23 protein-coding genes and 1 pseudogene are annotated in these 25,577 nt (G+C 63.5%); 5 read left to right on the forward strand and 19 right to left on the reverse strand.

Annotated elements, in window-relative coordinates:
• Positions 1-70: 70 nt before the first annotated feature.
• The 15 genes from AKL28_RS08335 to dctP form a co-directional block, all read right to left on the reverse strand.
• Positions 71-550 (reverse strand): acyl-CoA thioesterase, encoded by a 480-nt coding sequence (locus tag AKL28_RS08335; RefSeq protein WP_050467653.1) that lies wholly within the window; start codon positions 548-550, stop codon positions 71-73.
• Between the two features lie 149 nt (positions 551-699).
• On the reverse strand, positions 700-1,632 hold the full coding sequence (locus AKL28_RS08340; RefSeq protein ID WP_050467654.1) for a 2-hydroxyacid dehydrogenase: 933 nt from the start codon (positions 1,630-1,632) through the stop codon (positions 700-702).
• Between the two features lie 207 nt (positions 1,633-1,839).
• Positions 1,840-2,091 carry a hypothetical protein gene (locus AKL28_RS08345; protein ID WP_050467655.1) on the reverse strand — a complete coding sequence of 84 codons (252 nt, stop codon included), beginning with the start codon at positions 2,089-2,091 and terminating at the stop codon, positions 1,840-1,842.
• A gap of 60 nt (positions 2,092-2,151) precedes the next feature.
• Positions 2,152-2,400 carry a DUF6139 family protein gene (locus AKL28_RS08350; protein ID WP_050467656.1) on the reverse strand — a complete coding sequence of 83 codons (249 nt, stop codon included), beginning with the start codon at positions 2,398-2,400 and terminating at the stop codon, positions 2,152-2,154.
• Positions 2,401-2,739: 339 nt separating this feature from the next.
• Positions 2,740-3,690, reverse strand: coding sequence for an ACP S-malonyltransferase (locus AKL28_RS08355; RefSeq protein WP_050467657.1), 951 nt, complete (start codon positions 3,688-3,690; stop codon positions 2,740-2,742).
• A gap of 2 nt (positions 3,691-3,692) precedes the next feature.
• On the reverse strand, positions 3,693-4,664 hold the full coding sequence (gene mdcB, locus AKL28_RS08360) for a triphosphoribosyl-dephospho-CoA synthase MdcB (protein WP_050467658.1): 972 nt from the start codon (positions 4,662-4,664) through the stop codon (positions 3,693-3,695).
• Entirely contained in the window at positions 4,652-5,371 is a 720-nt protein-coding gene (gene mdcG / locus AKL28_RS08365; RefSeq protein WP_156226271.1) for a malonate decarboxylase holo-[acyl-carrier-protein] synthase, read from the reverse strand. Before mdcG ends, mdcB begins: the two co-directional genes overlap by 13 nt.
• A gap of 13 nt (positions 5,372-5,384) precedes the next feature.
• Complete coding sequence (mdcE, locus tag AKL28_RS08370; RefSeq protein ID WP_050467660.1) at positions 5,385-6,134, reverse strand: biotin-independent malonate decarboxylase subunit gamma; 750 nt, start codon at positions 6,132-6,134, stop codon at positions 5,385-5,387.
• Positions 6,135-6,145: 11 nt separating this feature from the next.
• On the reverse strand, positions 6,146-7,042 hold the full coding sequence (locus AKL28_RS08375) for a biotin-independent malonate decarboxylase subunit beta (protein ID WP_050467661.1): 897 nt from the start codon (positions 7,040-7,042) through the stop codon (positions 6,146-6,148).
• Positions 7,039-7,353 carry a malonate decarboxylase acyl carrier protein gene (mdcC, locus tag AKL28_RS08380; RefSeq protein ID WP_050467662.1) on the reverse strand — a complete coding sequence of 105 codons (315 nt, stop codon included), beginning with the start codon at positions 7,351-7,353 and terminating at the stop codon, positions 7,039-7,041. Before mdcC ends, AKL28_RS08375 begins: the two co-directional genes overlap by 4 nt.
• 41 nt (positions 7,354-7,394) lie before the next feature.
• Positions 7,395-9,485 (reverse strand): alpha/beta hydrolase domain-containing protein, encoded by a 2,091-nt coding sequence (locus tag AKL28_RS08385; protein WP_231602372.1) that lies wholly within the window; start codon positions 9,483-9,485, stop codon positions 7,395-7,397.
• Positions 9,486-9,505: 20 nt separating this feature from the next.
• Positions 9,506-11,173, reverse strand: coding sequence for a malonate decarboxylase subunit alpha (gene mdcA / locus AKL28_RS08390; protein ID WP_050467663.1), 1,668 nt, complete (start codon positions 11,171-11,173; stop codon positions 9,506-9,508).
• A gap of 2 nt (positions 11,174-11,175) precedes the next feature.
• Complete coding sequence (locus AKL28_RS08395; protein WP_050467664.1) at positions 11,176-12,525, reverse strand: TRAP transporter large permease; 1,350 nt, start codon at positions 12,523-12,525, stop codon at positions 11,176-11,178.
• Positions 12,522-13,094: a TRAP transporter small permease gene (locus tag AKL28_RS08400; protein WP_050467665.1), complete on the reverse strand. Its 573-nt coding sequence runs from the start codon at positions 13,092-13,094 to the stop codon at positions 12,522-12,524. Before AKL28_RS08400 ends, AKL28_RS08395 begins: the two co-directional genes overlap by 4 nt.
• Positions 13,091-14,113 carry a TRAP transporter substrate-binding protein DctP gene (gene dctP / locus AKL28_RS08405; protein ID WP_050467666.1) on the reverse strand — a complete coding sequence of 341 codons (1,023 nt, stop codon included), beginning with the start codon at positions 14,111-14,113 and terminating at the stop codon, positions 13,091-13,093. Before dctP ends, AKL28_RS08400 begins: the two co-directional genes overlap by 4 nt.
• Positions 14,114-14,259: 146 nt before the next feature.
• Between dctP and AKL28_RS08410 the strand changes: the two genes are divergently transcribed.
• Positions 14,260-14,928 (forward strand): GntR family transcriptional regulator, encoded by a 669-nt coding sequence (locus AKL28_RS08410; protein ID WP_050467667.1) that lies wholly within the window; start codon positions 14,260-14,262, stop codon positions 14,926-14,928.
• Between the two features lie 68 nt (positions 14,929-14,996).
• Here the strand turns inward: AKL28_RS08410 and AKL28_RS08415 are convergent.
• The 4 genes and pseudogenes from AKL28_RS08415 to AKL28_RS08430 form a co-directional block, all read right to left on the reverse strand.
• A pseudogene (locus tag AKL28_RS08415) lies at positions 14,997-16,303 on the reverse strand (M20/M25/M40 family metallo-hydrolase).
• A 79-nt stretch (positions 16,304-16,382) separates the two neighbouring features.
• A complete protein-coding gene (locus AKL28_RS08420) occupies positions 16,383-17,282 on the reverse strand; it encodes a pseudouridine synthase (protein WP_050467668.1) in 900 nt (299 codons plus the stop codon).
• Positions 17,279-18,610 carry a type II toxin-antitoxin system HipA family toxin gene (locus AKL28_RS08425; protein WP_050467669.1) on the reverse strand — a complete coding sequence of 444 codons (1,332 nt, stop codon included), beginning with the start codon at positions 18,608-18,610 and terminating at the stop codon, positions 17,279-17,281. Before AKL28_RS08425 ends, AKL28_RS08420 begins: the two co-directional genes overlap by 4 nt.
• Positions 18,607-18,915 (reverse strand): helix-turn-helix domain-containing protein, encoded by a 309-nt coding sequence (locus tag AKL28_RS08430; RefSeq protein WP_050467670.1) that lies wholly within the window; start codon positions 18,913-18,915, stop codon positions 18,607-18,609. The genes AKL28_RS08425 and AKL28_RS08430 overlap by 4 nt, the downstream gene beginning before the upstream one ends.
• An 867-nt stretch (positions 18,916-19,782) precedes the next feature.
• Between AKL28_RS08430 and AKL28_RS08435 the strand changes: the two genes are divergently transcribed.
• Genes AKL28_RS08435 through AKL28_RS08450 form a run of 4 tightly spaced genes read left to right on the forward strand, consistent with a single transcriptional unit; the run spans position 19,783 to position 25,572 of the window.
• Positions 19,783-21,291 carry a TolC family protein gene (locus tag AKL28_RS08435; protein WP_050467671.1) on the forward strand — a complete coding sequence of 503 codons (1,509 nt, stop codon included), beginning with the start codon at positions 19,783-19,785 and terminating at the stop codon, positions 21,289-21,291.
• A gap of 14 nt (positions 21,292-21,305) precedes the next feature.
• Positions 21,306-22,112 carry an efflux RND transporter periplasmic adaptor subunit gene (locus AKL28_RS08440; protein WP_050467672.1) on the forward strand — a complete coding sequence of 269 codons (807 nt, stop codon included), beginning with the start codon at positions 21,306-21,308 and terminating at the stop codon, positions 22,110-22,112.
• Positions 22,109-23,470: an efflux RND transporter periplasmic adaptor subunit gene (locus tag AKL28_RS08445; RefSeq protein ID WP_050467673.1), complete on the forward strand. Its 1,362-nt coding sequence runs from the start codon at positions 22,109-22,111 to the stop codon at positions 23,468-23,470. The genes AKL28_RS08440 and AKL28_RS08445 overlap by 4 nt, the downstream gene beginning before the upstream one ends.
• Positions 23,467-25,572 (forward strand): HlyD family efflux transporter periplasmic adaptor subunit, encoded by a 2,106-nt coding sequence (locus AKL28_RS08450; protein WP_082221416.1) that lies wholly within the window; start codon positions 23,467-23,469, stop codon positions 25,570-25,572. The genes AKL28_RS08445 and AKL28_RS08450 overlap by 4 nt, the downstream gene beginning before the upstream one ends.
• The last annotated feature ends 5 nt before the right edge of the window (positions 25,573-25,577 follow it).

Below are 25,577 nucleotides of genomic sequence, written 5' to 3' on the forward strand. Positions count from 1 at the left end.
AATAAAAAAACGGGATAGCTTGCTATCCCGTTTTTCTTTGGTGCACGACGATGCCCAAGGTGGTCAACCATCAGCCCGGCTTGGCTTCCTCAAAGCGGCGCTCCAGTTCCTTGCGCAGCGACTTGCGCAGCACCGCCGCTTCGAAGCGGCGCTTCTCTTCCTGGGAGAACGGCCGCAGCGGCGGCACCGCGATCGGCTTGCGCTGGTCGTCCACGGCTACCATGGTCAAGAAGCAGCTGTTGACGTGGCGCGTTTCCTGGGTACGGATATTCTCCGCCACCACCTTCACGCCAATCTCCATCGACGAAGTGCCGGTGTGATTGACGCTGGCCAGGAAAGTCACCAGTTCACCCACATGGATGGGCTGGCGGAACATCACCTGGTCAACCGAAAGGGTCACCACATACTGGCCCGCGTAGCGGCTGGCGCAGGCATAGGCGACCTGGTCCAGCAGCTTCAGGATGGTGCCCCCGTGCACATTGCCGGCGAAATTGGCCATGTCGGGCGTCATCAGGACCGTCATGGTGAGTTGGTGAGATGGCAGATCCATGGTGCTTGGCTCTCTCTGTATTGCTGTCAGCGTTTGAAATGAATGAAAGCCGGAACGCGTCCCCGCACGATCCGGTGGCCGCAGATATTACCAGCCTTGGGCAGCCTTGAGGCGCCTTCCGGCCCTCAAAAGCCCCGCAAAATCCCTGCTCAGGCCCGTACCACCGGCTCGGCGGCAGCGAAATGCTCTTCGCAGTTGCGCAGGAACTGTTGCACGGAAGCATCGATCGATTCCGGCGACCAGCCGGCGATGTGCGGCGTCAGCACCACATTGGACAAGCCGATCAGCTCCTGCGGCGGCTTCGGTTCGCTCTCGTAGACATCCAGCCCTGCGCCGGCCAGGCGGCCCTCGCGCAAGGCGGCCGCCAGCGCGGCGGTATCGACGATGCTGCCGCGGCCGATGTTGACCAGGTAGCCTTGGGGGCCCAGCTCATTGATCACGCGCTCGGACACCAGGTGTTTGGTATCGGCCCCGCCCGGCGCGGCGATGATGATGAAATCGGCCCAGGCGGCCAGTTGCGCCACGTCCGGGAAATAGTGGAAATCGACGTCGTCGCGCTTCTTGCGGTTGCAATAGCCGACGTCGATGTCGAAGCCCGCGGCACGGCGGGCGATCTTCTTGCCGATGTTGCCCAGGCCGACGATACCCAGGCGCTTGCCTGTCACCTGGGGCTGCAGCGGCAGGCTGTCGCGCCAGCCCCCGGCGCGGGTGGTCTGGTCCAGCGCCGGGATATGGCGTACGGTGGCCAGCAGGAGACCCATCGCATGGTCGGCCACACAGTCCTCGTTGGTGCCGGCGCCGGTGGCGATGTCGATGCCGGCCGACTCGGCGTGGGCAACGTCGACGTTTTCATAGCCGGCGCCGAACGCGCACACCAGTTGCAGGCGCGGCAAGGCGCGCATCTCGTCGGCGGTCAGCCCGGTGCCGCCATTGGTCAGCACCACCGCAACGTGCTTGGCCGGACCGGCGATCATGTCGGCGCGGCGTTGCTTGTCGGGGGCGTAGAGGATGTCGTAGTGTTCGCTGATGGTAGCGAAACTGGAATCGGAGAGGTGGATCAGGACGAGCAGTGGCGGCTTCATAGGGTCGGGGCGTTAATTTGAAAAATCGCGATGCCCGACATTTTATGGTGAAAAGCGGCCAACTGTATGCGTCGGCCTTTGCGTCGGGTGCGCGTCTTTCCCTATGCGATTTCCATGCCACCGCGCCTGCGCCATTGCTCTGCCGGCGTCATGATGGCTGGGCTGGCCCGATGCCGCTGGCGCGCAACGGGCGCCAGCGGCATCGGATCAGTGGTGCCGCCCCGCGTGCCGGCTGCATTCCAGCAGCTCATGCGCTACCTGCAAGGCCCCCTGCTCGGCCGATTTTTCATCGCCGAAGGTCTGGTCGGCCAGCACCCGTTGCGACGGGAACACCGGATTGCGGTGCATGGGATTGTGCGACGGCCCAAAGATGGCCACATTGGCCACCCACTCTTCGCCGCCGATCACGCGTACGCCCGAGTACTCGATATCGTAGTCGCCCATGTGTTCGGTTGGCATGACGGTTTCCTCCTTTGGTTCATGTTGCATTGTGCTACAGGCACACCGCAGCGCGCGGCATCATGAAGCGCCATCGCCGGCGCGGTCGCTCAAATGGGTGATGGCATAGCCCTTTTGGCTGATCTGTACGAATGCGTCTTCCGACTGCAGCGTGAAATGCCGCCGTCCGTCGCGCTCGAAATTGACGTCCCGTTCATGCATCTGCCAATCGGTATTGGTGACCTCCTCCGGCAATGGCTTTTGATGCGGGATGACTAAATAGGAAAACAGTCCGTCGCTGTCCGGGCGTTTGTAAACGTCGACTTTCATCGTAGGCCTCCTGGTCGGGTTGAACACTGTTTGCGGAATGCTGCGAATACAGATGCAAGCACAGCCCGCGCCGCACCATGGCAACGCGGCTTACTTGTCCGACTTGGCCCTGTTTCATTAGTTCAGGCAGGGATGCGATACGAAGCGCAATGCGAAATTGCAGGGCAATGCTCATACCAGACATCGGTACCCTGATGGGACAAGGCTTTACAGCATCCACGCCTTCAACATAGCACTTGCACAGGGGGGATGCCAGCCCTCCCCGCGTCGGCTATCGGTGTAGAGCAGCCATTGGATGGGGTAATCGCGGCAGGACAGGCAATCCGCTTCCAGCCGGCCTCAACCGGCCTGGCGCCGCAGCCAGGCCAGCGCTCCGGAAAAGCTGCGGAAATCGGACAGGGAACGGCATTCGATCTGCGGATGGCGCTCGCGCAGCATGCGCGACAGCGCCGAGCAAGGCCCAAGCTCCAGCGCGACCGTGACGCCGCGTTCGGCGCAGGCATCCATGCAGGCGGCCCACTGGATGGTCTCGGCTAGTTGTCTTGCCAGCAAGCTGCGGGCCTGCAAAGCATCATCGACGGCCTGCCCGGTAACGCCCGCCAGCAAGGTGAGCGACGGCGTCGAACAGGAAGCCTGCGCCAGCACATCGGAAAACGGGGCGACTGCTGCCTGCATCAGCGGCGTATGCGAAGCCAGCCCGACCGGCAGCTCGCCGGTGCGCGCGCCCATTGCGGCCAGCTCGTCGGCGGCGGCACGCAGGTCGCGGCTGGCGCCCCCCGCAATCAGCGACTCTTCGCCGGTATCGATGGCGGCATACGCGCCATGGCGTTGCAGCACAACACGCGCCGCAGCGCCTGCCACTCCCCCCACCGACATCAGGCCCTGCTCGCGCTGCATGGCAGGCGCCTGTTGCCGGGCAACATCCATCAAGCCTGCACGCCGCGCTGCAATACCGACGGCCTCTGCGGCATCGAACACGCCCGCCACCGCATAGGCGGACAATTCGCCAACGCTATAGCCGGCCACTACCGAGGGCGTACCGGCAATAGCGGCAAGCTCATCGGCAATGGCATGCCAGGCGGCAAGCTGGGCTGCAACAATCAACGGTTGTGCATAGCGGTTGGCATAGAGCTGCTGCGGGTCGGCCAGCACATCGGCAAGCGGCGCATCCAGCCACTGTTGCAGTCCGCATTGTGCAAGGAAAGCGGCGCCGTTCGCGTCAGCGCGCGCCATGTCGAACATGGCGGGATTCTGGCCGCCCTGGCCGGGGCAAAGGATTGCCAGGCGCATGCTTAACCCCTCCCGCGCAACGGCAAGCCGGAACCTTCGCCCAGCGCACACGCCTGATGCACCAGGCAAGCCGCCGCCAGCAGGTCGGCCGCACCGCCCGGCGAAAGGCGCTGCGCCACGAAGGCCCGATGGCAATCGATGGCCATCGCATGCCAGCCGGGATTGGCGGTGCCGCCGGCGGCCAGGAAATCGGCGCTGCGCCCGCGCACCAGCGCGGCACCCTGTTCACCGCCACGGTGGTAGACATTGGTGTCGCTGACATGCTGCATCAATGCGAACAAGGCATCGATCTTGGCCTCTTGCCAGTCGCGGCCATGTTCCAGCGTCTGGCGCATGCGCGGCAACGCGATCTCGAACACCGACGGGAACCCCAGCGCCCCCTCCTCGCGCGCGCCGCCCACGGCATGGGCCGCGGCCACCTGTTGCCCGTGGCTGGTCTGGCCTTGCGCATTCGCATGGGTGTGGCTGGCCAGCGCATCGCCCCATTGGATCAGCAGCGTGGCGCGTATCGACGCGTCCGACAGGGGCATCTTCTGCGCACGGCAATAGGCCATCGCCGCACACAGCATGCCCAACGCGAAAATGGCGCCGCGATGGGTGTTGACGCCGCCGGTGGCGCGCAGCATGCGCTCTTCCGCGGCAATCGCCAGGCGCTGCAGATACTTGAAGGGAGCCCCCTGCATGCCGGCTTCGGCAATCAGGAAAAAATAGCGGCGCAGCGAAAACAGGCTGCGCATGAAAGTGGACGCGTCCATATCGCGATGGCTACCGTTATCCACCAGCGAGACCAGCCCCGGCTTGGGATAGAGCACCAGCTCCTGGTACAGGCTGCGCAGCGCCAGGCGCGCCAGCGTGCGGCTGAAAGCGAGGTTGTCGCGGACATCGCGGCGCTTCTGCGTGTAATGCGGCACCGGCGCGAGCGCGGCGCGCCAATTCTCCCTTGGCTGCCCAGCGGGCCGGTTCAGGCTGCGCATCGTTGGCCCCCTTGTTGCGGCAGGCTTGCCGATAGTACGCCGACGCGCTCCAGCCTCACCGCATCCGGCGTCTTGACCAGCACCTTGTTGTCGGGATCGCCCCCCTTGACGGCGACCTGCCGCCATTCCTTCCACGACACCGCGACGCCGCCGGGGAAGACGATTTCGCCATCCAGCGGCAGGAACATCGCGTGGTAAGCCAGCAGGCGCACACCTTGTGCCAATTGCTCCTGGCTGGCCGGTTCGAACAGCAGGTCGATATCGGATCCGCCGCGCACATATTGCTGCCCGGTGATGGCCTGCCAGGCCAGCGAACCGAATACGGCCAGTGCAATCCCTTCACGCGCCATGCTTTCCTGCAATTGCGCCATCTGCTCATGCCATACTGGCGGCAGACCCGGCAAGCGCGCGGCGGCAATGTCGCGCAGCAGGAAAGGCGCATGGCTGGCCGCCACTTCCGAGGCATGCAGGCGCAAGGCGATACGCGGCTTGTTGCCGTGCGCGTCGGGCGGCAAGGCGATGCCGGCGCAGATATCGCCGGCAGCGGCGTCGATACCCGCATCGGCGTCGGCGCGGCGCACCACCACCGGCCAGCGGTTCTGCTGCCAGCGCACCATTGCCTCGCGCTGGCGGGCATCTCCCGCGCGCTCCTGCGCGCGCTGCCAGCCCGCTTCGCTCAGCCAGACAAGATGATGGCGTTCATGCATGCGGCAATCCCGTTCAATCGAGCGGCACATCGTCGGCCACGGCATCGATGACGCGCTGGGCCAGCTTGCGCCCGCCGCGCTCCAGCCCGGTGACGGCGCGCCGGTCGGCCGAGCGATCCACCGCCAGTGCGTCACACAGCGCCTGCGCCAGATCGCCGCTCCAGATCTCGGCCACGCCGCCCATGCGCAGATAGTTCTCCGGGCCGGGAGCGAACACCGGGTTGCTCTGGGCCAGTTCGGTCAAGCGCTCTTGCGGCACCTTGGTAATGCGCGCCATGGCAGGCAAGCCCATGACGCGGATGGTGGCGTCCGGCAAGGCATAGCAGGCATCGGCGATCAGCCCGCTGGTGATGAAGCCGCCCGACAAGGCTTGGTCGTAGACCAGCCCGACCACGCGATGGCCGGAACGGCGCGCCAGTTCCACGCATTTGCCGAGATGCGCCATGTAGCTGTTGATGCCCAGCATCTCGTCGCGGTGGCGCAGGCGCTGGCCCTGCGTATCGACCAGGATGACGATGGCGCGGCCGGGATGGGCGCGCACCGTGTCGAGGATACTGGCCGCCTGCGCCAGCGCGATCTCGATGCCGATCGGCGTATGGCCGGTGGTGCCGACCACGGTCACGGTGGCGCCATCGACCTGGGCCGTGCCGGACAGGAAATTGTCCTTCCCGGCAATGTCATGCCCCTGCGGAAACAACTGCTGCGCAAGCGCGCGCCAGTCGACCTGTTTGACCTCTGCGGCAGTATTGACTGCGGTTTGCATGCCTGAATTCCTTATGCTTGGGTACGGACGCGATGGGCATCGGCCAGGGCGACGAAGGGTTCCGCTTCCAGCATCGGCACCGCTTCCGGCTGTGCCACGCCCAGCGCCTGCCAGATATCCATCGGATCGTGGGCGTCACCGAAACGCGCAATGCGCTGGCGCAGCACTTCCTGTTCTGCTTCCAGTCCCTGCAGCGTCAGCGCAGTCGGACCGGCATTCTTCAACGCCTCCGCTGCGGCGGCGCGGAAAGCATGGACATCGTCATTGACCAGCACCTGGCAATCGCCGATCAGGTAGCGGTGTTTTCCACCCGTAGTGCGCCAGACCAGGGCACGGTCGCGCGAGTCGAACTCTTCCACGCCGTTGGCGGTCTCGATCACCTCGGGTCCGGACATCGCCAGCCGTCCTTCTTCCGACATGATCACCGTGCTGGCGCAGCGCGCCACGATGCCCATGCCGCCGAAGCAGCCGTTGGCGCCACCCACCAGCACGATCACCGGAATGCCTGCAGCACGCGCATCGAGCACGGCGCGCATCACTTCCGACACGGCGATCAGCCCGGCGTTGGCCTCATGCAGGCGCACGCCGCCGGTTTCCAGCAGCAGCACCACACCCGCGGCTTTCTTGCGGATGGCGCGCTTGAGCAAACCGACCAGCTTGGCGCCATGCACCTCGCCCACCGCGCCGCCCATGAAGCCGCCCTCTTGCGCCGCCGCCATCACCGCGCGGCCGTCGAGCGTGCCTTCGCCGATCACCACGCCATCGTCAAACGAGACCGGGGCATCCAGTTGCCCCAAATGCGGGCTGACCACGCGCTGCGCGGGCGGCAGCAATTCGGCAAAGCTGCCGGCATCGAGTACTTGCAGGATGCGTTCGCGCGCGGTGGCTTCCAGGTAGCTGGCACTCATTTGGCTTCCTCCACCATGGATTCAACGGCCTGGTCCAGGCGCAGGCTGACCACCGCCGGAGTGGCTCCCATGTCGTTGATGGAAATGCGCGTGTCGGCCAGCTGCCAGCGCTGGAAGAAGTCGTTCATCACCGCCTCCCAGATGGCGCCGAAGCCACGCGCGGCGGTCTTGACCTCGATCGCGCAGCCGCCGCCGAGGGCGGCGTTCTCGATCAATACCTCAAGGTTGCCGGAACTGACCACGCCGACCAGTTCGGGGTTGGCCTTGAGGCGGCGCACGCCGTTTTCAAAATGAAAAGTTAAGGTTTCCATAGGGGATGTCGTTGTTATTTCGTTCTTTGTGATTACGTGTTTTAGCGTAGCACCTGGCTATCTCTTGCTTCCCGGATCAGGCGGTCCCGGTCAATCCCAAGCAGGTAGCCCTCCGCGTAAGCCTTGTTGGCGGCCTCTATCACGACTTTCACGTAGCCCGCGTGATCCTTATACCGTTCTTCAAGCGACAAACGGGGATCACGGGTTGCCGTGCGCTGTTCCTTGGTCTTCGCAAAAGGCACATACCCGCCGATATAGTTGCAGATTTGCCCGGCGTGGAATCCGCCGGCCGTGATATTCCAGCCCAGGTAGGTCCCTAATGGCGCCATCGCAAGAACCGTTGGAACGCCGCCTATTTCGTTGCCGTCGGCATCGACCCTTGGCGCCATCATGGGTATCACCGATTTGATGGGCGGCGGCAGATTCGTCGGAATACCCGATGCTTCACTGTGGTCGAACTGGGGACCCCAGTTGTAGTCAAGGATGGGGAAGATGAAGTTATCGGGAGAGAAGATCGTGTCCGGAATCCCCGGGATGTTCGAAGGAAAACCGATATTTTCCTTGCTCGCGATCACCAGGTTCCCATCTTTGATGGTGGGATACCGGCTCGCCGGCGGCTGCGTATTATTCAACACCCATGAACGCATGGCGACCTTCAGCACGTTCTCCATCTCGATGTGAGCGATGGGGTTCTCGGCCAGCGTCCCTTTTCCGAAATTGTTTCCCGGGCACGTCGGTTGGGCAGAGGTCGTCGGTTGCCAGTTGAAGCCGCCGTTGTTGCCGCCATGTGTAGTCGATGCAATGTAGTAGCGGCGCACATTGGCCGGGAGCGGAATATCCGATTTGGCGTCGGTCCCGACCCATTCAGGCGTCATTTTCAGCGCGTAGACTTCGGCAGACCCAAAACTCTCAAACACCTTCGGGCAAGTGCCGTTTTTTTCGCAGCGGGTAAAGATGGATTTTTTCGGCAAGCCCCGGACGGCGTCATCCCACTCGGTCCACCATTGCGGGCCTTCGCTTCCCATCATGTAAAGCTCGAGCGTTCCGTCCGGCTGCGCAAACCGTGAATTGATGGAGACCCGGCGGCCGGCAATTCTGGCCCACGCGCCGTCGTATACCTTGCGCCCCTTCTCATCCTCATTCATGCCCATGAAGATGAACTGGCGAAGCATATTCCCCGACTGGGAAACACCTCTTATCGCACTCCCCCGAACCGCGCCCGCAACAGGGTTGGCGACGCCTGCATCGTCCTTTGTTGCATACTTGAAAAACGATCCTACGTCCCTGAACGCGGCCATGCCCGCCCCCAGCACATAAGCTCCGGTCGCCGGATAAACCAGCTGATAAACCAATTTGGGATCGAAGCCATTCTTCATGCAAATTTGCACGGGAAGATCTGCCTTGCCGGGGGTGATGTCAATCGGCCTGCCCGGGAACGGATGATTCGCATCGCATTTAGCGAATGCCCAATCCGATGACGGAATGTCCGGCCCTTCAGTCACCTCCCCGCGCACCGTTTCTCTCAGATGGGTTTTCATCACCGCGGCAGCCGTATCCAGCGTGGCGGGAGGATAGGGAACAGGGAACCGGTGGACGATGAGAGGCTTCGAATCCTTGCCCTCCTGGTTGACGATTCTGGCCATGACCTTGCCTGTGACCAAGGCGCCATCGACTCTAGCCATCGGCAATGCAACCCAATGCGTCAGCCCAGTCGTCCGGTCTTTCGGAATCGCGGTCAGGCCGGCATTATCGCCTTGCCATCCGGACCACAGCATCATGTCTCCCGCGTCCGTCTCCAGCCCTCCGGGACTGGCTGCCTCGCCTCGATTGGGCACGTCATGCCACAGAAAACCGCTCGATACCTTCATATCGACCGGCTTTACCAAGGTGAACTTGGCTTCATAGTGCAGCATCCCATCGGCGCCAAGTCCAAGGGAGATGTCGGTAATGTCTTTGTTTCTTCGATCTTTGGGATCAAGCGTGCCAAACGCCCTTCCTAATATCTTTTCATAGGCTTGGGGTCCCTCCGAAATCCTTTCCACCTTGTCGATCTTGATTTCTGTCACCCGGGCGGCCGCACCGACGGCAACGGAAGACGCCAGCACCGCGAAAAATAATGTTGCGTAGCTCACGCTTTTTCCTCTGATCATTATTACCAGTTGCGGAAACGTTTGGGCGGGTTGTACAAGCCGCCCGAAGCGCGCACCAGATCCTTCATGTTCTTGGCTGCCAGCAGGTCGCGGGTCGCCAGGCGCTTGTCGATGCCCATGTCTTCGGCGCGACGGATCACGCCGCGGTCGCGCAGGTTTTCCACCATGCGCTTGTCGCGCGCCAGGCCCACCGGCGTATAGCCGGCCACGCCGCGGATGGCCTGCTCGCGCTCCTCGTCGGTGCGGCACAGCAACAGGTTGGCGATGCCTTCCTCGGTCAGGATGTGGGTCACGTCGTCGCCGTAGATCATCACCGGCGGGATCGGCATCTTGGCCTGCTCGCCCAGTTGCCACGCATCCAGCCGTTCGACGAAGGCCGGCTGCATGTGCTCGCGGAAGGTTTCCACCGTCTGCACCACCAGCTTCTGGCCGCGCGGGATGGTGTTCCTGCCGGCGCGCGCCTGCTCCCCGGCCTTCAGCCAGGCGGGGCTGGCATGGCGCCGGCCGCGCGCGTCGGCGCCCATGTTGGGGGCGCCGCCGAAACCGGCGATGCGGCCCAGCGTGGCGGTGGAAGAATTGCCCTGCAAATCGATCTGCAGCGTGGAGCCGATGAACATGTCGCAGCCGTAGTGGCCGGCCGTCTGCGAGAACGCCCGGTTGCTGCGCATGGAGCCGTCGGGGCCGACGAAGAACACGTCGGGCCGGGCGCGGATGTATTCCTCCATGCCCAGCTCGGAACCGAAGGAATGGATCGATTCGACGAAGCCGGCCTCGATGGCGGGGATCAGCGCCGGATGCGGGTTGAGCGCCCAGTGCTTGCAGATCTTGCCGCGCAGGCCGAGCGACTCGGCATAGGTCGGCAGGATCAGCTCGATGGCGGCGGTGTCGAAGCCGATGCCGTGGTTCAGGCGCTGCACGCCGTATTCGGCGTAGATGCCCTTGATGGCCATCATCGCCATCAGTACCTGGATTTCGGAAATCTGCGCCGGGTCGCGTGTGAACAGCGGTTCGATGTAATGCGGCGTGGGCGCCTTGATGGCAAAGCTGACCCAGTCGGCCGGGATGTCCACGCGCGGCAGCTCGTCGACGATCTCGTTGACCTGGGCGATCACGATGCCGCTGCTGAAGGCCGTGGCCTCGGCAATCGCCGGCGTGTCTTCCGTATTCGGCCCGGTGTACAGGTTGCCGTGGCGGTCGGCCGCCTGCGCGGCCACCAGCGCCACACGCGGCGTCAGGTCGATGAAGTAGCGGCCGAACAGCTCAAGGTAGGTATGGATCGCGCCGATATTGAGCCGGCCGGCCGATGCCAGTTTCGCCAGCCGGCCTGCCTGCGGGCCGGAGAAGGAAAAGTCCAGCTTCGACGCGATCCCTTTCTCGAACACGTCCAGATGTTCCGGCAAGGCCAGCACCGAAAACAGCATGTGCAGGTCATGCACGCGCGCCGGGTCGAGCGAGGCCAGGCCCTTGGCCAGAAAGTCGGCCTGCTTCTGGTTGTTGCCCTCGACGCAGACCCGGTCGCCCGGCTCGATCACCGCATACAGCAGGTCGGCCAGTTGCGCCGCCGGCGCGATCTTGCCCTGCAGTTTTCCGCCCAGCACCGCCACGGCGCGCGCCAGCCGGTTGTCCCGGTTCTTCTGGCGCGCGTTCCAGACGCGTTCGCTACCACTCATATCTACTTCACTCCCATCAGTAAGTCAGGCAATGCGGTCGCGATGCCAGGAAACATGCACAACAGCACAACCGCCAGGAACATCAGCGCCAGGAAAGGAATGGTGCCCTTGATCACGTCGCCCAGGGGGATGTCCGGCGCGATGTTCTTGATCACGAACAAATTCAGCCCCACCGGCGGGTGGATCAGACCCATTTCCATCACCACCGTCATCACGATGCCGAACCAGATCAGGTCGAAACCGGCATCCTTCAGCGGCGGCAGGATGATGGGCGCGGTCATCAGGATGATCGAGACCGGCGGCAGGAAGAAGCCCAGCACGATCACCATCAACAGGATCACCGCCAGCAGCAGCCACCTCGACAAGTGCAGGTCGACCACCCATTGCGCCGCCGACTGGCTGATGTGCAGGTAGCTCATCACGTAGGAATACAGCAGCGACATGCCGATGATCAGCAGCAGCATCCCGGATTCCTTGATGGTGGAACTGAGGAAGGGAGCGATCTCGCGCGGCTTGTAGATGCGGTAGACGATGGCGATCAGCACCAGCGCCAGCAGCGCGCCCAGGCCGGCGGTTTCGGATGGCGTGGCCAGCCCGCCATAGAGCGCCACCATCACGCCGATCAGCAGGATCAGGAACGGCAGCACGCGCGGCAGCATTTCCACCTTCTGCGCCAATGTGAAGTGCTCGTCATCCAGATAGGCCGACTTGGCGCCACCCGCGCTGTAGATCGCATGCGCCATCTTGTATTCCTTGCGGGCGCGGAACACGGCATAGCCAGCAAACAACAGCACCAGCAACACGCCCGGGCCGATGCCTGCCAGGAACAGGCGGCCCAGCGACTGCTCGGCCGCCACCGCGTACAGGATCATGGTGATCGACGGCGGCAACAGGATGCCCAGCGTGCCGCCGGCGGCGATGATGCCTGCCGCGAATCCCGGCGAATAGCCGCGCCGGCGCATTTCAGGAATGCCGGCCGAACCGATCGCCGAGCAGGTCGCGGGCGAGGAACCGGCCATGGCGGCGAACAGCGCGCAAGCGAACACGTTGGCGATGCCCAGTCCTCCCGGCACGCGGTTGAGCCAGGCATGGATGGCCGAATACAGGTCCTTGCCCGCGGGCGATTTACCTATCGCCGCCCCCTTCAGGATGAACAGCGGGATCGACAGCAGCGTGATCGAGGCGATCTCCTCGTAGACGTTTTGGGTGATGGTGTCCAGCGAAGACTCAGGCATGAAAACGTACATGAAACCGGTAGCCACCACGCCCAGCGCGAAGGCGATGGGCATGCCGGAACACATGACGACGATGGTGACGATCCCGTACAGGACCCCAAGCATGAGCGGGCTCATTGTGCGCCCTCCTTCGCTTCCACCGTGCCGGTAATGCGCACCAGCACCTGCACCAGAAGCTGCAGCGTGAGGACGGTCATGCCCAGCGCCATCATCGAGTAGGGAATCCACAGCGGCGGTGCAAAGGTCGACGATGTAGTCTGGCCATCCACCCAGGCCTCATGGAACAGCGTCCACGATTTCCATGCGAAGAATGCGCAGAAGATGAAGGACACCAGGTCGACGATGAACATGCGCACACGGTTGGCGACCGGCGACAGGAAACCCGCCAGGGCTTCGATGCCGATATGGCCGCGCAGCGATTGCACATAGGCCGAGCACAGGAAAATCACGCCCACCAGCATGAATACCGATGCCTCATCCTGCCAGTCGGTGGGATGGTGGAAAAAATAACGCACCACCACCGAATAGGTCAGGATGCACGATGTCACCACCAGCGCGATCATGCCGAGGAACACGGCCAGCTTGTGGAATTTCTCCAGCGCCGCGGCCAGCCACGCCACAGGCGGGCTGGCCGGCACCGCCGGCCGCGCCGGGGCGGCGCCCGGCATCTCGAAACCGTGACTCATAGGGTCTTCTCCGCCAGCTTCAGCAGGTTGGCGCAGCTGGCGTTACGCCCGGCGAAATCCTTCCAGGCGGTATTGCGGGCGATGTCCTGCCACTTCTTGACCACTTCCGCGTTCAGGTCGACCACCTTGGCGCCGGCCTTCTGGTAGACCTGGGCCACGGCGATGTCATCGGCCTGCGCCGCCTTCATGGCGAACTGCTCCATGTCGGCGCCCACGGCCATGATGGCGGCCTGCTGGTCCTTGGACAGGCGGTCGAATACAGCCTTGGACATCATCAGCGGTTCGAACATGTACCAGTAGGCCTTGTCGCGTCCGGTGGTGAGCGCCTTGGCGACTTCTTCCAGGCGGAACGACATGAAGGAAGTCGACGAGGTCATCGCCGCATCCATGGCGCCGGTCTGCATCGCCGCGTAGATTTCGTTGGAAGGCAGCGTCACCACGGCGGCACCGGCTTCCTTCAGGATCAGGTCCATCTCGCGCGAGCCGCCGCGCACTTTCATGCCCTTGGCATCGGCCGGATCGACGATCGGCTTGCCGCGCGAAGCCACGCCGCCCGCCTGCCAGATCCAGCTGACGATGACCACGCCCTTCTCACCCAGGATGCGCGCCAGCTCCTTGCCGACTTCGGCGTTCTTCCACGATGCGCCTTGCTGGTAGGACGTTACCAGGCCCGGCATCAGGCCGATATTGGTTTCGGGGACTTCGCCGCCGGAGTAGTTTAGCGGCACCAGCGACATGTCCAGCGCGCCCTTGCGCATGGCGGAGAACTGCGCATTGGTCTTCATCAGCGAAGAGCCGGGATAGATCTCGAACTTCAGGCTGCCCTTGGTGCGCTCGCTGACCTGCTGGGCGAACATGCGCACCAGGCGGTCGCGGAAGTCGCCTTCAGTGATGGTGCCGCCGGGAAACTGGTGCGAAATCTTCAGGTTCGTGGTCTGGCCCCAGGCCAGTTGCGAGCCTGCCAGGAAAGGTGCGGCAGCGAGCGCGCCAAGCAAATGCCGACGTGTCTTGGAAGTCATGTTTGAGTCTCCTCCTAGGATTGATGGATGCTACGTGTGTTTTTTTAATCTCATCGTGTATACAATTTCTCTTTAAACGAATACATTGTCAAGCATCAATCCAATTTAAAATAATTGTTTTGGATGCAACAACGAAAGATAGCCAGATGGAAACCGCCAAGACACGCTCTGAAACCCTGCGCGAATCGATTGAAGAAATGATCGCCGTAGGCAAGCTGGCACCGGGCCAGCATCTGGATGAGACCTCGCTGGCAGAGGAATTCGGGGTCTCGCGCACGCCGATCCGGGAGGCGCTGATCCAGCTGGCCTCGATGGGCATCGTCGAGATGCGTCCGCGCCGCGGCGCCATCGTGGCCGAGATCGGTCCGCAGAAACTGATTGAAATGTTCGAGGTGATGGCCGAGTTCGAAGCCATGTGCGGCCGCCTGGCCGCGCGCCGCATGACGCCGGCCGAACACGCCGAGCTGATGGCGGCGCACCAGGCCTGCAAGGCGGCGCGCGATGCGTCCGACCCGGATGCCTACTTCTACCTCAACGAAGCCTTCCACGACCGCATCTACGCCGGCAGCCACAACAGCTTCCTGGCCGAACAGGCCCGTGCGCTGCACCGTCGGCTGCGCCCATACCGGCGCCTGCAGTTACGGGTGCGCGACCGCCTGAAGATGTCTTTCGACGAGCATGAAGCCGCAGTCGACGCCATCATTGCGGGCGATGCGGAAAAGACCGTAGAGGTGCTGCGCCACCACATCATGATCCAGGGGCAGCGCTTTGCGGACCTGGTGGCGTCGCTGCACCAGCTGAAGTCGGCGGCCTGAATCTGCAAAGAAAAACGGCGGCCCGTCATCGGGGCCGCCGCCTGTCCTGCCTTACTTCTGCTTCAACTTCACTTCACCTTGTCCTGCGCCACATCCATGATCAGTCGCGTGGACAGGTACAGGCGCGGCACGATGGTATCGAGCAGCACATATTCGGCATCGTTGGAATGCGCGCCGAAGCCGCTCAGGCCCATGCCTTCGATCACCGCGCCACGGCTCTTCAGGGCCGCGAAGGCCGCGTCCGTACCGCCGCCGGTGGCGACTTCCGCGACCTTCAAGGGCATGCCGATTTCTTCATAGATGGTGCGCGCATGCGCCGACACCTTGCGCGAGGCCGGCGTCGCTTCCAGCGGCGGACGACGCATCTCGAACTTCACGCTGACCTTGGCCTCGGGGATCAACTGCTTCTTGATGCCGTCGTTCAAGCGCTGTTGCAGCTGCTCGAAGTCGCTCACCTTCAGCGCGCGCGCATCGGCCTGTGCGCTGGCGGTGGCCGGGATGACGTTGCGGTTGGTGCCGGCCTGGGCCACGGTCCAGTTCAGCTTCAAACCGCGCTCGGGCTGCGACAGCTTGTCCAGCTGCAGCAGCTGGTGCGACAGCTCGTACAGCGCGTTGACGCCCTTCTCCGGCGCCGCACCCGCATGCGAGGACTTGCCGGCCACATTCAGGTAAGCCGCGGCGATGCCGCTGGTAGCCAGGCGCAGCTGCCCGTCGGCCCCGCCGCCTTCAAACGACAGCACCACGTCCTGCTCGGCGCCGTATTTCGTGTGCAGGCTGCGTCCGCCCGGTGAACTGATTTCCTCGTCGCCGTTGATCAGAACGGTCAGCGTGTCATAGTCCTTGAAACCCGCCTTCTGCAGGATGGCGATGGTATGCAGGATGGTGGCGATGCCCTGCTTGTCGTCGGCAATGCCCAGGCCGTAGGCCTTGTTGCCATCGACGCGGAACGGCTGGTCTTTCAGCATGCCGCGCAAGTAGACGGTATCCATGTGCGCGATCAGCATGATCTTGCGTTTGCCGGTGCCCTTGAACTCGGCATGCACGACTCGGCATGCACGATCTGGCCGATCTTCTCCGGCGTGTCGCCCATGCGGTAGACCTCGGGCGCATCCAGCAGCTCGACCTTGCCGCCGAGCGCGGCAAGGCGGTCGCGGATCAGCGCGGCGATCTTCGCCAGCCCCTCCAGATCCTGGCTGCCCGACTCGATGCCGACCAGGTCGCGCATGGTGTCGATCAGGCCGGCCTTCTCTTGTTGCGCCATGTCGTAGAACGGCGCCTGCGGTGCGGCCAGCGCGGATTGCGCCCCGAGTGCGAACAGTGTGGCGGCAAGAATTTTCAGAGGGGTTTTCTTATGCAGTGCGAAATTAAATGTCATCTGTGTCTCTCTCTTGGATGGATCATGGTCTTGCGGGTAGCAATTGTAGCGGCATCGTTTTCAGAACCTGTTCGGAATCTCACAGGGTGCGTTCGCTGTGGAAATGACGTTCGCTGCCATCCAGCGGATCGATGAAGAACAATGAGCGCGCCAGCAGCTTCAGCGGCTTGTCGAGGTCATCGGCCACACCGACCGGCACCGCATTCGGATAGAACAAGTCATTGAGGATCGGAATGCCCAGCGACGCCATGTGCACGCGCAACTGATGGCGCCGCCCCGTCACCGGTTCGAGACGGTACAAGCCCAGCTCGCCGCGCGGCTCGGCCAGTGAGATATGCGTTTCCGAATTGGGCTCGCCCGGCGCCTCGTACATCTTGAAGAATTGCCCTGGAATTTCTTCCACACGGCTGCGATGCACCACGGGCAATCGCAGTTCCGCGCGCAAGGGCGCGATGGCTTCGTACACCTTGTACATGGTGCGCCGCTGGAACATGGACTGGTACTTTCCGCGGCTGTCCGGATTGTGCGAGAACACGATCACGCCGGCCGTCTCGCGGTCCAGGCGATGGATCGGCGTGAGATGCTCCAGCCCGGTTTCTTTCTTCAGGCGCACCAGCAAGGTCTCCTGCACGAAACGCCCGGTCGGGATCACCGGCAGGAAATGCGGCTTGTCGGCCACCAGCAGATGGCTGTCGACATGAAGGATCTTTTCCTCCACCGGAATGCGCTCTTCGCCTTGCGGCAATTGGCGGTAATAAAAAATGCAGTCGCCGCTGCGGTAAGGTGTTTCCGGCCGCAGCGCTTCACCGTGCTGGTTGCGCACTTCGCCGCGCAGCATGCGCTCGCGCCACACTTGCGGCGCAACGGCGGTGAGGCGTTCGACCAGGAAGGACAGCATGTCGGGCCACGGCCCCGGCTGTAGCCACAGATAACTGGGCGACAGCCCGTCACGCACCGGCAAGGTAGGCGTGGGCCTCACTCCTGCCCTCCTCGCACGGCTTGCTTGCGCGCCGCGCGCCGCCGCCATGCGGCCACGCTGGCATTGGCGTCGATATGCGCCAGCAGCCTCCCACGCTGGGCATCGGTGAACGGCAATTGGGCGATCAGCGCCGGCCAGTGCGTCATGGCGCGCGCCACCGTGTCGACCAATACCGCCTGCAGCTTGGGTTCCGGAATGCCCAGGATATTGGCGAGCTGGCGCAGGATGGCCGGCGTGAGCAGTTGCTTGCCCTTTTGCCCCGGTACGAAATTCAGGGCATGGCCATTGCCGCCGACATAAGCGGCATAGGCGACGATATCGTAGGCCGGCGACAGGACTGCCTCCTGCGGCGTGCGGTAGAGAAGGCTGAAGTTTTTCAGGTGCGCATCGAAATTGCCGAGCAGCTCGTTCACCTTGATCCGCCGCAGCAGTTCAAACACATCGTCCGCGCCGCGCGCGCTGCGCTCCTGCAGCACCATGCCGATGGCGGCATAGGTACCCGCATATTTGGCGCCGGGCGCGGTACCGGTGACCTGGGCAAAATCTTCCATATGCAAACGGCCGGTGGGTGTGGGCGCGTCGCGGTCGAAACGGTGCACCAGCAGGAAGCGGCTGGCATCGTTGCGCAAACCGAACGGCAGGTGATCGGCGATCGCCGACAGCGGTTCCAATGCGAACGTGCAGACATCGACGCCGGCAGCGGCAGCCAGCGTCAGCGAAGCGAATTCCACCTGCGGCATGTTGGGATAGTCGGAGGCTGGCAACTTGGCGATGAAATGGCTGCCCTGCCGGTCCTTGGAACGCATCACATAGCGCCCGCCCTCCTGTACCAGCGCCAGTTTCGGCTGCACGCCGGAAAGCGATTCGCCATCCGGCACCGGCGACTGCCCCGAACTCATTTCGTAACTGTCATGCCCCTGGCCGAGTAGGCGCCCCATGTGCTTGTCATCGAGCTGTTCGGCCAGTGCCGAGACATCGCCGGGCAGGTCCTTGCCGCAATAGGCCAGCAGGCCGAACTCGTCGTCCGGAGGCAAGCCTGCACGCTGTATCAGGTGCTTGCGTAGCTGCCCCTCTGGCAGCAGGTTCTGGAAAAACGGCGGCAAGCCGCCTTTGCCATCGCCGCGATTGACGGCCAGTGTCGGGTTGAGAAGCTGGGCGGCGGTGCGTTCTTCGCTGGAGGCCAGATAAAGCTGCGAGAGCACGGGGCGCTGGGCGTTGGCGGCATAGGCGTCGTCAAAACGAAAGTAGCAGCGACCGTCATCCAGGGCAAACAGCGAACCGACGTCGACCAGCCCCAGGCGGATGCGCAGGGAACGCAGCATGCTCATGAACGGCTCCGCTTATTCATCAAACCGTGCAATTGTTCGGACAGCTCGGTCATGCTTCCGGAACCGGCGGAGTCGGCATCGGCGCGACGCAGCCGGGCCACCGCCTGCGGCACCAGCTCCAGTTCCAGCGCCAGTTCGCCGCAAATGGCCAGCAGCTTGGCCAGTTCGATATTGCCTTTGCCGGTTTCCAGCGCCAGCAGCGTATTGCGATGGATGCCCGCCAGGGCCGCCAGATCGACCGCGCTCAGTTTGCGGGCCTTGCGGGCACGCCGGATCTGTTCACCGATGTCTAGGATGCTGGCCATGGGGATGCCTCGGTATTCGGGTGGAGAATGTATTTTCACCCAAAAAACTGTTCAAAACAAGAAATGACTAATTTATTGTTTATTTTTGCAAAAGACCAATAAAACAGGCATTTTGATCGCTGCCTTAGGTAAGAACACCCGGCTGGCTTGGCAAAAACCTTCGCTTCCGACCTTTATGCATTCGATCGATCCGCGCCGCAAAACGCGTCCGCAAAAAAAGAAGCCGGCGAATGCCGGCCTTCTCTCCCAACTCCAATCATCCCCCACTTCCCGGCCATACCGCTTGGAGTTGCACCTGCTCCCCCTCAATATTCGCCCCACATCCCTCATCCAAATCTGAAACCCAACCTTACGTCCCCGTCCGGCATGGCGAAACCTTAAGAATGCCCAGCTTTGCCATTCTGTTTTTTCTTTAGAAACGCGCATCGTGAAATTGACTGGCCTGGCGGCCAAAAGATGAGAGAAATGCTGGTGGATGTTGCGTAACGGACTCGTTCTGTTGAAACGTAATTGATGAACACGCATCGCCATGCGTGGCAGATGCGATGGCCAACACACGCACGGCATCTGCTCCGACGGAAAGGTTGCGGCGCACAATATCTGTTCCGCTGGAAAACAACGCATCAAAACCGCATCTTCTTTACAGATCGCCCTCCATAAAGTCTCCATAGAATTTACACCACCAGGGCGGGGATCCCTTCTCCGTGTGTACGCGCGGGGGCGTGTACAGCACCTTATGACAGCGCGATTTCGCATCGGCTGCTCGACAAAAAAGGTTAAGTGATGGCGGCTTTGCGCTTGCACGTTCTTCGTTCATTTGTTTCTGTTGCTTCTCATCGACTCAAGCCTCCAGGAGGCACATTAGCTGTGCTGGTTGCCGCATTGCTGCTGGCGGGCTGCGGCTCGGTGGGTGTGCAACCGTATTCGGAAGCCGAGCTGGCAACGCGCACGGCTGCCGATCGCGCCGCCGCGCAGCAGGACGTGCCTCCCATCACGGCGCCGCTGACGCTGGAAGAAGCTATCGCACGCGCGCTCAAGTACAACCTCGATCGCCGCGTCAAGATGATGGAAGAGGCGCTCGCCCTCAACCAGCTCGACACCGCTACCTGGGACATGCTGCCGCGCTTCATGGCGCAGGCCGGCTACAGCCGGCGCAACAAGGACCTCATCACCAACAGCGTCGATTCGGTCACCGGCCAGCCGTCGCTGGCGCATCCCTACGTGTCCTCCGACCGCGCCCATACCACCTACGACCTTGGCCTGACCTGGAACCTGCTCGACTTCGGCCTGAGCTATATCGCCGCCAAGCAGCAGGCCGACCGTGTGCTGATCGCCGCCGAACGCCGCCGCAAGGCCATGCACCTCCTGGTGCAGGACGTGGTCAGCGCCTTCTGGCGCACTGCCAGCGCCCAGAAGCTCAATGAGCAGGTGACCCTGGCGATCATCAATGCCGAGAGCGCCCTGGAGGATGCGCGCCGTGCCGAGTCCGAACGCGTGCGCTCGCCGATCGATGCCTTGCGCTACCAGCGCCAGTTGCTGGAGAACCTGCGCCTGCTGGAAAACATCGACCAAGAGTTGTCCGTCGGACGCCTGGAACTGGCGCAGTTGATGAACGCGCCGCTGGATATGCATTTCCGCGTCGTGGAACCGGACGACCGCCTTGCCACTCCGTTGCTGGGCATGCCCATGCGGCAGATGGAAGAACTGGCCATGACGCACAATGCCGACATCCGCGAACAGCAATACAGCAGCCGCATTGCCGTGGAAGAAACCAAGCGCACGATGCTCAAGCTGTTTCCCAACCTGTCGTTCAATGCCGGCATCCGCCACGACAGCGATCGCTACATGATCAACAACACCTGGAACGAGACCGGCATGCAGCTCTCGTACAACATCTTCAACCTGCTCGCCGCGCCGTCCCAGAAAAGATTCGCCGAGGCCGGCGTGAAGCTGGCCGACCAGCGCCGCATCGCCACGCAGATGACCGTGCTGGCGCAGGTCTATCTCTCGCGCCTGCAGTACGAGGCCGCCTATCGCCAGTATCTGCGCTCCGACGAAATCTGGCATGCCGACGAGAAGATCGCCGAGCACAGCCGCAACCGCGAGATGATGCAAACGCAGAGCCGGCTGGAACAGGTCTCCAACAACGCCGCCGCCATCGTCAGCCTGCTGCGCCGCTACCAGTCCATGGCGCAAGTGCAGAACATGCGCGGCAAGCTGCAGGCCACGCTGGGAATGGAACCCGACATCGGCAGCGTGAACGAACTCTCGCTCGAACAGCTCACCAAACAAGTGGGCGACGCCATGCAGCAATGGCAGGATGGCGCGGCCGTGCCGCCGGCAACGGATGCAGCAGCAGCTGCTGCTGCAAAGTAAAGACAAGGAATTCCATGTTTGCATCACCTGTTCGCTACCGGTTCGCCATTGCGGTGAGCCTGTTGGCGCTGGTACCTTTCGCGGAGGGACTGGCGCAGCCCACGGCTCCTGCCGCACCGACACCAATGGCGCCGTCTGCAGCGCCGCGCTCCGCAATAGAAAAGCAGGACATCCGCGCGCAACTGGCGCCGCGCCGCTACACCACGCTGGCGGCGGAAGTCGGCGCCAAGATCAATCGCATCGAGGTTCCCGAAGGGGCCCGCTTCCGTGCCGGCCAGACGCTGATCGTATTTGACTGCTCGCTGCAGCAGGCCCAGTTGCAAAAGGTCAAGGCGGCACTGGCCGCGGCCGACCAGACCTACAGCGCCAACAAGCGGCTGGCCGAACTGAACTCGGTCAGCAAGCTGGAACTGGAAGTGTCGCAGGCCGAAGCCAACAAGGCGCGCGCCGATGTGTCGTACATGAACATCTCGCTGGACAAATGCCGCATCCCCGCGCCGTTCAACGGCCGCGTGGCCGAACAGCGCGCGCGCGAACAACAATATGTGCAGCCGGGCCAGGCGCTGCTGGATATCCTCGACGATTCGGTGCTGGAACTGGATTTCATCGTGCCCAGCAAATGGCTGGTGTGGCTCAAGCCGAACCAGAAATTCAATGTCGCCATTGACGAAACCGGCAAGAACTATCCAGCCAAGATCCTGCGCATCGGTGCGCGCGTGGACCCGGTCAGCCAGTCGGTCAAGCTCACCGCTGCCATCGACGGCCAGTTCGATGAGCTGATGGCCGGCATGAGCGGCAAGGTGCTGATCGCACCGCCATGAGCCAACAGCCGACAGCCGCCGCACCGGTACGCCATCCGCTGCTGGTGCTGCTGGACCTGGGCCGCCGCGCCCGGGCTGCGCGCAGCGTGGAGGAATTGAGCTTCCTGATGGTCAACGACAGCCATGCGCTGGGCGCCTATCGCCAGGCCGCCCTATGGCTGGCCGACCGCGGGGTGGATACCTTGTCGGGCGTGATCGAACCCGAAGCCAATGCGCCTTACGCGCAATGGCTGGACCAGGCTTGCCGCACATTGGCGGAGAACCAGCCTGATGCGGCTGCCGTCGACCCGCACTGCCTGTCGCTGGCATTGGCCGGGCAATGGGCCCAGTGGCTACCGCCTTACGGCCTGTGGTTGCCCTTCCCCGGCGGCGGCCTGCTGTTTGCCGCCGATGTACCCTGGAGCGAGGAAGCCGTCGCGCTGTTCAAGGAATGGGGCGATACCTGGCATTACGCCTGGTCGCGCCAGCAGGCGACCTCATCGGCCTGGTCCTGGCGGCGGCTGGGCCACACGCTCAAGACCGCGCTGGCCCCCAATCCGGCCAAACCCTGGTGGCGGCAGCGGCGTGCGTTGCTCGCCGCCCTGATCGTGCTCGCGCTGCTGTGTCCGGTGCGGCTATCGGTGCTGGCGCCAGGCGAGCTGGTGCCTGCCAATCCGGCGCTCATCCGCGCGCCGCTGGACGGCGTCATCGCGCAATTCCAGGTGCAGCCCAATGAGCAGGTCAAGGCCGGCCAGCCGCTGTTCAATTTCGACGAAGCGCCGATCGCCACACGCATGGAGATCGCCACCCAGGGGCTGGCCACGGCACAGGCCGAATATCGCCAGTACGCCCAGCAAGCCTTGTCCGACCCCAGGTCCAAGACACAGTTAGCCAACCTCGGCGGCAAGATCGAAGAGAAGCAGGCCGAGGCCGATTTCACCCGCGACCAGTTCCAGCGCTCGCGCGTCGTGGCGCCGCAAGCCGGCATCGCACTGTTCGACGACCCCAGTGAATGGATCGGCAGGCCGGTGCAGACCGGCGAGCGCATCATGCGCATCGCCATGCCCGGCGATGTGGAAGTCGAGGCCTGGCTTCCCATCGGCGACGCCATTCCCCTGACCGACGAGGCCGAAGTGAAGCTGTACCTGGCGTCCTCGCCGCTGTCCGCGGTACAGGCGCGGCTGCGCTATGTAGCGCATGACGCCGTGCCGCGTCCGGACGGCAGCTATGCCTATCGCGTGCGCGCACGGTTGGCGGCACAGTCCGACCTGCGTGTCGGGCTCAAGGGCACGGCCAAATTGTCCGGCCCGTGGGTGCCGCTGGTGTACTGGATATTGCGCCGGCCGCTGGCCGTCATCCGCCAGCATGTCGGCCTATGAGAATCCCGCTGCCCGCCTTGCGAGAAGAGCTGGCGCTGCTGCCCGGACCAATGCTGGCCGACGGCCAACCCAGCCACACCTTGCACGACCCGGTGCGCAACCAGTTCTTCCAGATCGACTGGCCGACCTTCGAGATGCTGCGGCGCTGGCATCTGGGCGAGGCCGGAGCGGTGGCCGCTGCCGTCAGCCATGACACCGCGCTGCAACTCGCGCCGGACGACGTCGAGTCCGCCTTGCTGTTCTTGCGCGAGAACCAGTTGCTGCGCCCCCAGGCCGGCGCCGCTGCCGACTATGCCGCGCGCCTGCAGCAACGGCGCGGCGGCTGGGGCCATCGCCTGCTGCACAACTACCTGTTTTTCCGCATTCCGCTGGTGCGGCCCGACGCCTGGCTGACACGCTGGGCGCCGCGCCTGTCGCTGTTCTATTCGCGGCTGTTCCTGGCCCTGACGCTGGCCGCGCTGGGCTGGGGCGCCATCGAAGTATTCCGCCAGTGGGAGTCGTTTTCGGCCACGCTGGTGGATACCATTTCCTGGCGCGGACTGATCAGCTACGGCATCGCGCTGACGGCGGTCAAGGTGCTGCATGAGCTGGGGCATGCCATTACCGCCAAGCGGTTCGGCTGCCGGGTGCCGACCATGGGGGTGGCGTTCCTGGTGCTGTGGCCGGTGGCCTATACCGATACCAACGATGTCTGGAAACTGACCGAACGCCATCAGCGCCTGGCAGTGGTCGGCGCCGGCGTGCTGACCGAACTGGCGGTGGCGGCGTGGTCGACGCTGGCCTGGGCGCTGCTGCCCGAAGGCACCTTGAAATCGCTGGCGTTCTTGCTGGCGACGACCACCTTGATCGCCACGCTGGCCATCAACGCCAGTCCGTTCATGCGCTTTGACGGCTACTTCTTCCTCTCGGACTGGCTGCAGATGCCGAACCTGCATGCGCGCGCATTCGCGCTGGCGCGCTGGGACCTGCGCGAGCGCCTGTTCGCGCTGGGCGAGGCGCCGCCGGAACATTTTCCGCGCGCGCGCCGCACCAGCCTGATCCTGTTCGCCTATGCGACATGGATCTACCGGCTCACCGTGTTCCTCGGTATCGCCGCGCTGGTCTACGCATTCTTTATCAAGGCCGTGGGCATCTTCCTGTTCATGGTCGAGATCGGCTGGTTTGTGTTGCGCCCGTTTGTCCAGGAACTCAAGGCATGGAAAACGCTGTGGCCTGCCATCCGGCGCAGCCGCCGCACCCGCCTCAGCGCCGCGATCGCCCTGCTGTTGCTGCTATTGCTGGTCGTCCCCTGGCCGGCCCGTATCAGTACATCCGCCGTGCTGCGCCCGGCAGCGCAACTGGTCCTGTACGCGCCGCTGCGTGCGCAGGTACAAGCCATGCCGGTAGCCGAAGGGCAGCATGTCGCAGCAGGCACGATCTTGCTGCAGCTGTCGTCGGCGGAACTGGAGGGGCGCCTGCGCGCCGCCACGGCGCGCGAAGAACGGCTGCAATGGCAGATCACCGCCGCCCCATTCGATCCCGAACAGCGTGCGCAATGGCAAGTGGCGCAGGAGCAATTGAGCGCGGCGCAAGCCGAGATCGCCGCCATCCATGCCGATGCCGTGCGCTATGCACCGGTAGCGCCATTTTCCGGCGTGCTGCGCGATCTGTCGCCGGACATGCAGCCGGGCGTATGGCTGACGCGACAGGAACCGCTGGCGCGGCTGGTGTCGGACCAGGGCCTGACGGTGGTGACCTACCTCGACGAAGACGAAATCAATCTGATCAAGACCGGCGACACCGCACACTTCCATGCCGATGCGCCTGAAGGCCCTTCCGCCACGCTGGAAGTGATCGGCATCGACCGCGATGCCAGCCGCACCTTGCCGGAAGCGGAGCTGGCAAGCCTGTTCGGCGGCACCGTCGTCGCCCGTGAAAAGAACGGACAGATCTACCCCGAGCGGCCGGTCTACCGCGTCACGCTCAAGGTGCGCGAGGCCGACGACACGGCGGCGCAACATGCGTGGCGCGGCACGGTAGTGTTGAGCGGCCAATGGACCGTACCGGCGTGGCGCTATCTGCGCGGTGCGCTGGCAGTGGTCCGGCGCGAGGCCGGGTTCTAAGGCGA

The organism is Herbaspirillum chlorophenolicum, from assembly GCF_001189955.1.
GTDB lineage: Bacteria > Pseudomonadota > Gammaproteobacteria > Burkholderiales > Burkholderiaceae_D > Herbaspirillum > Herbaspirillum chlorophenolicum.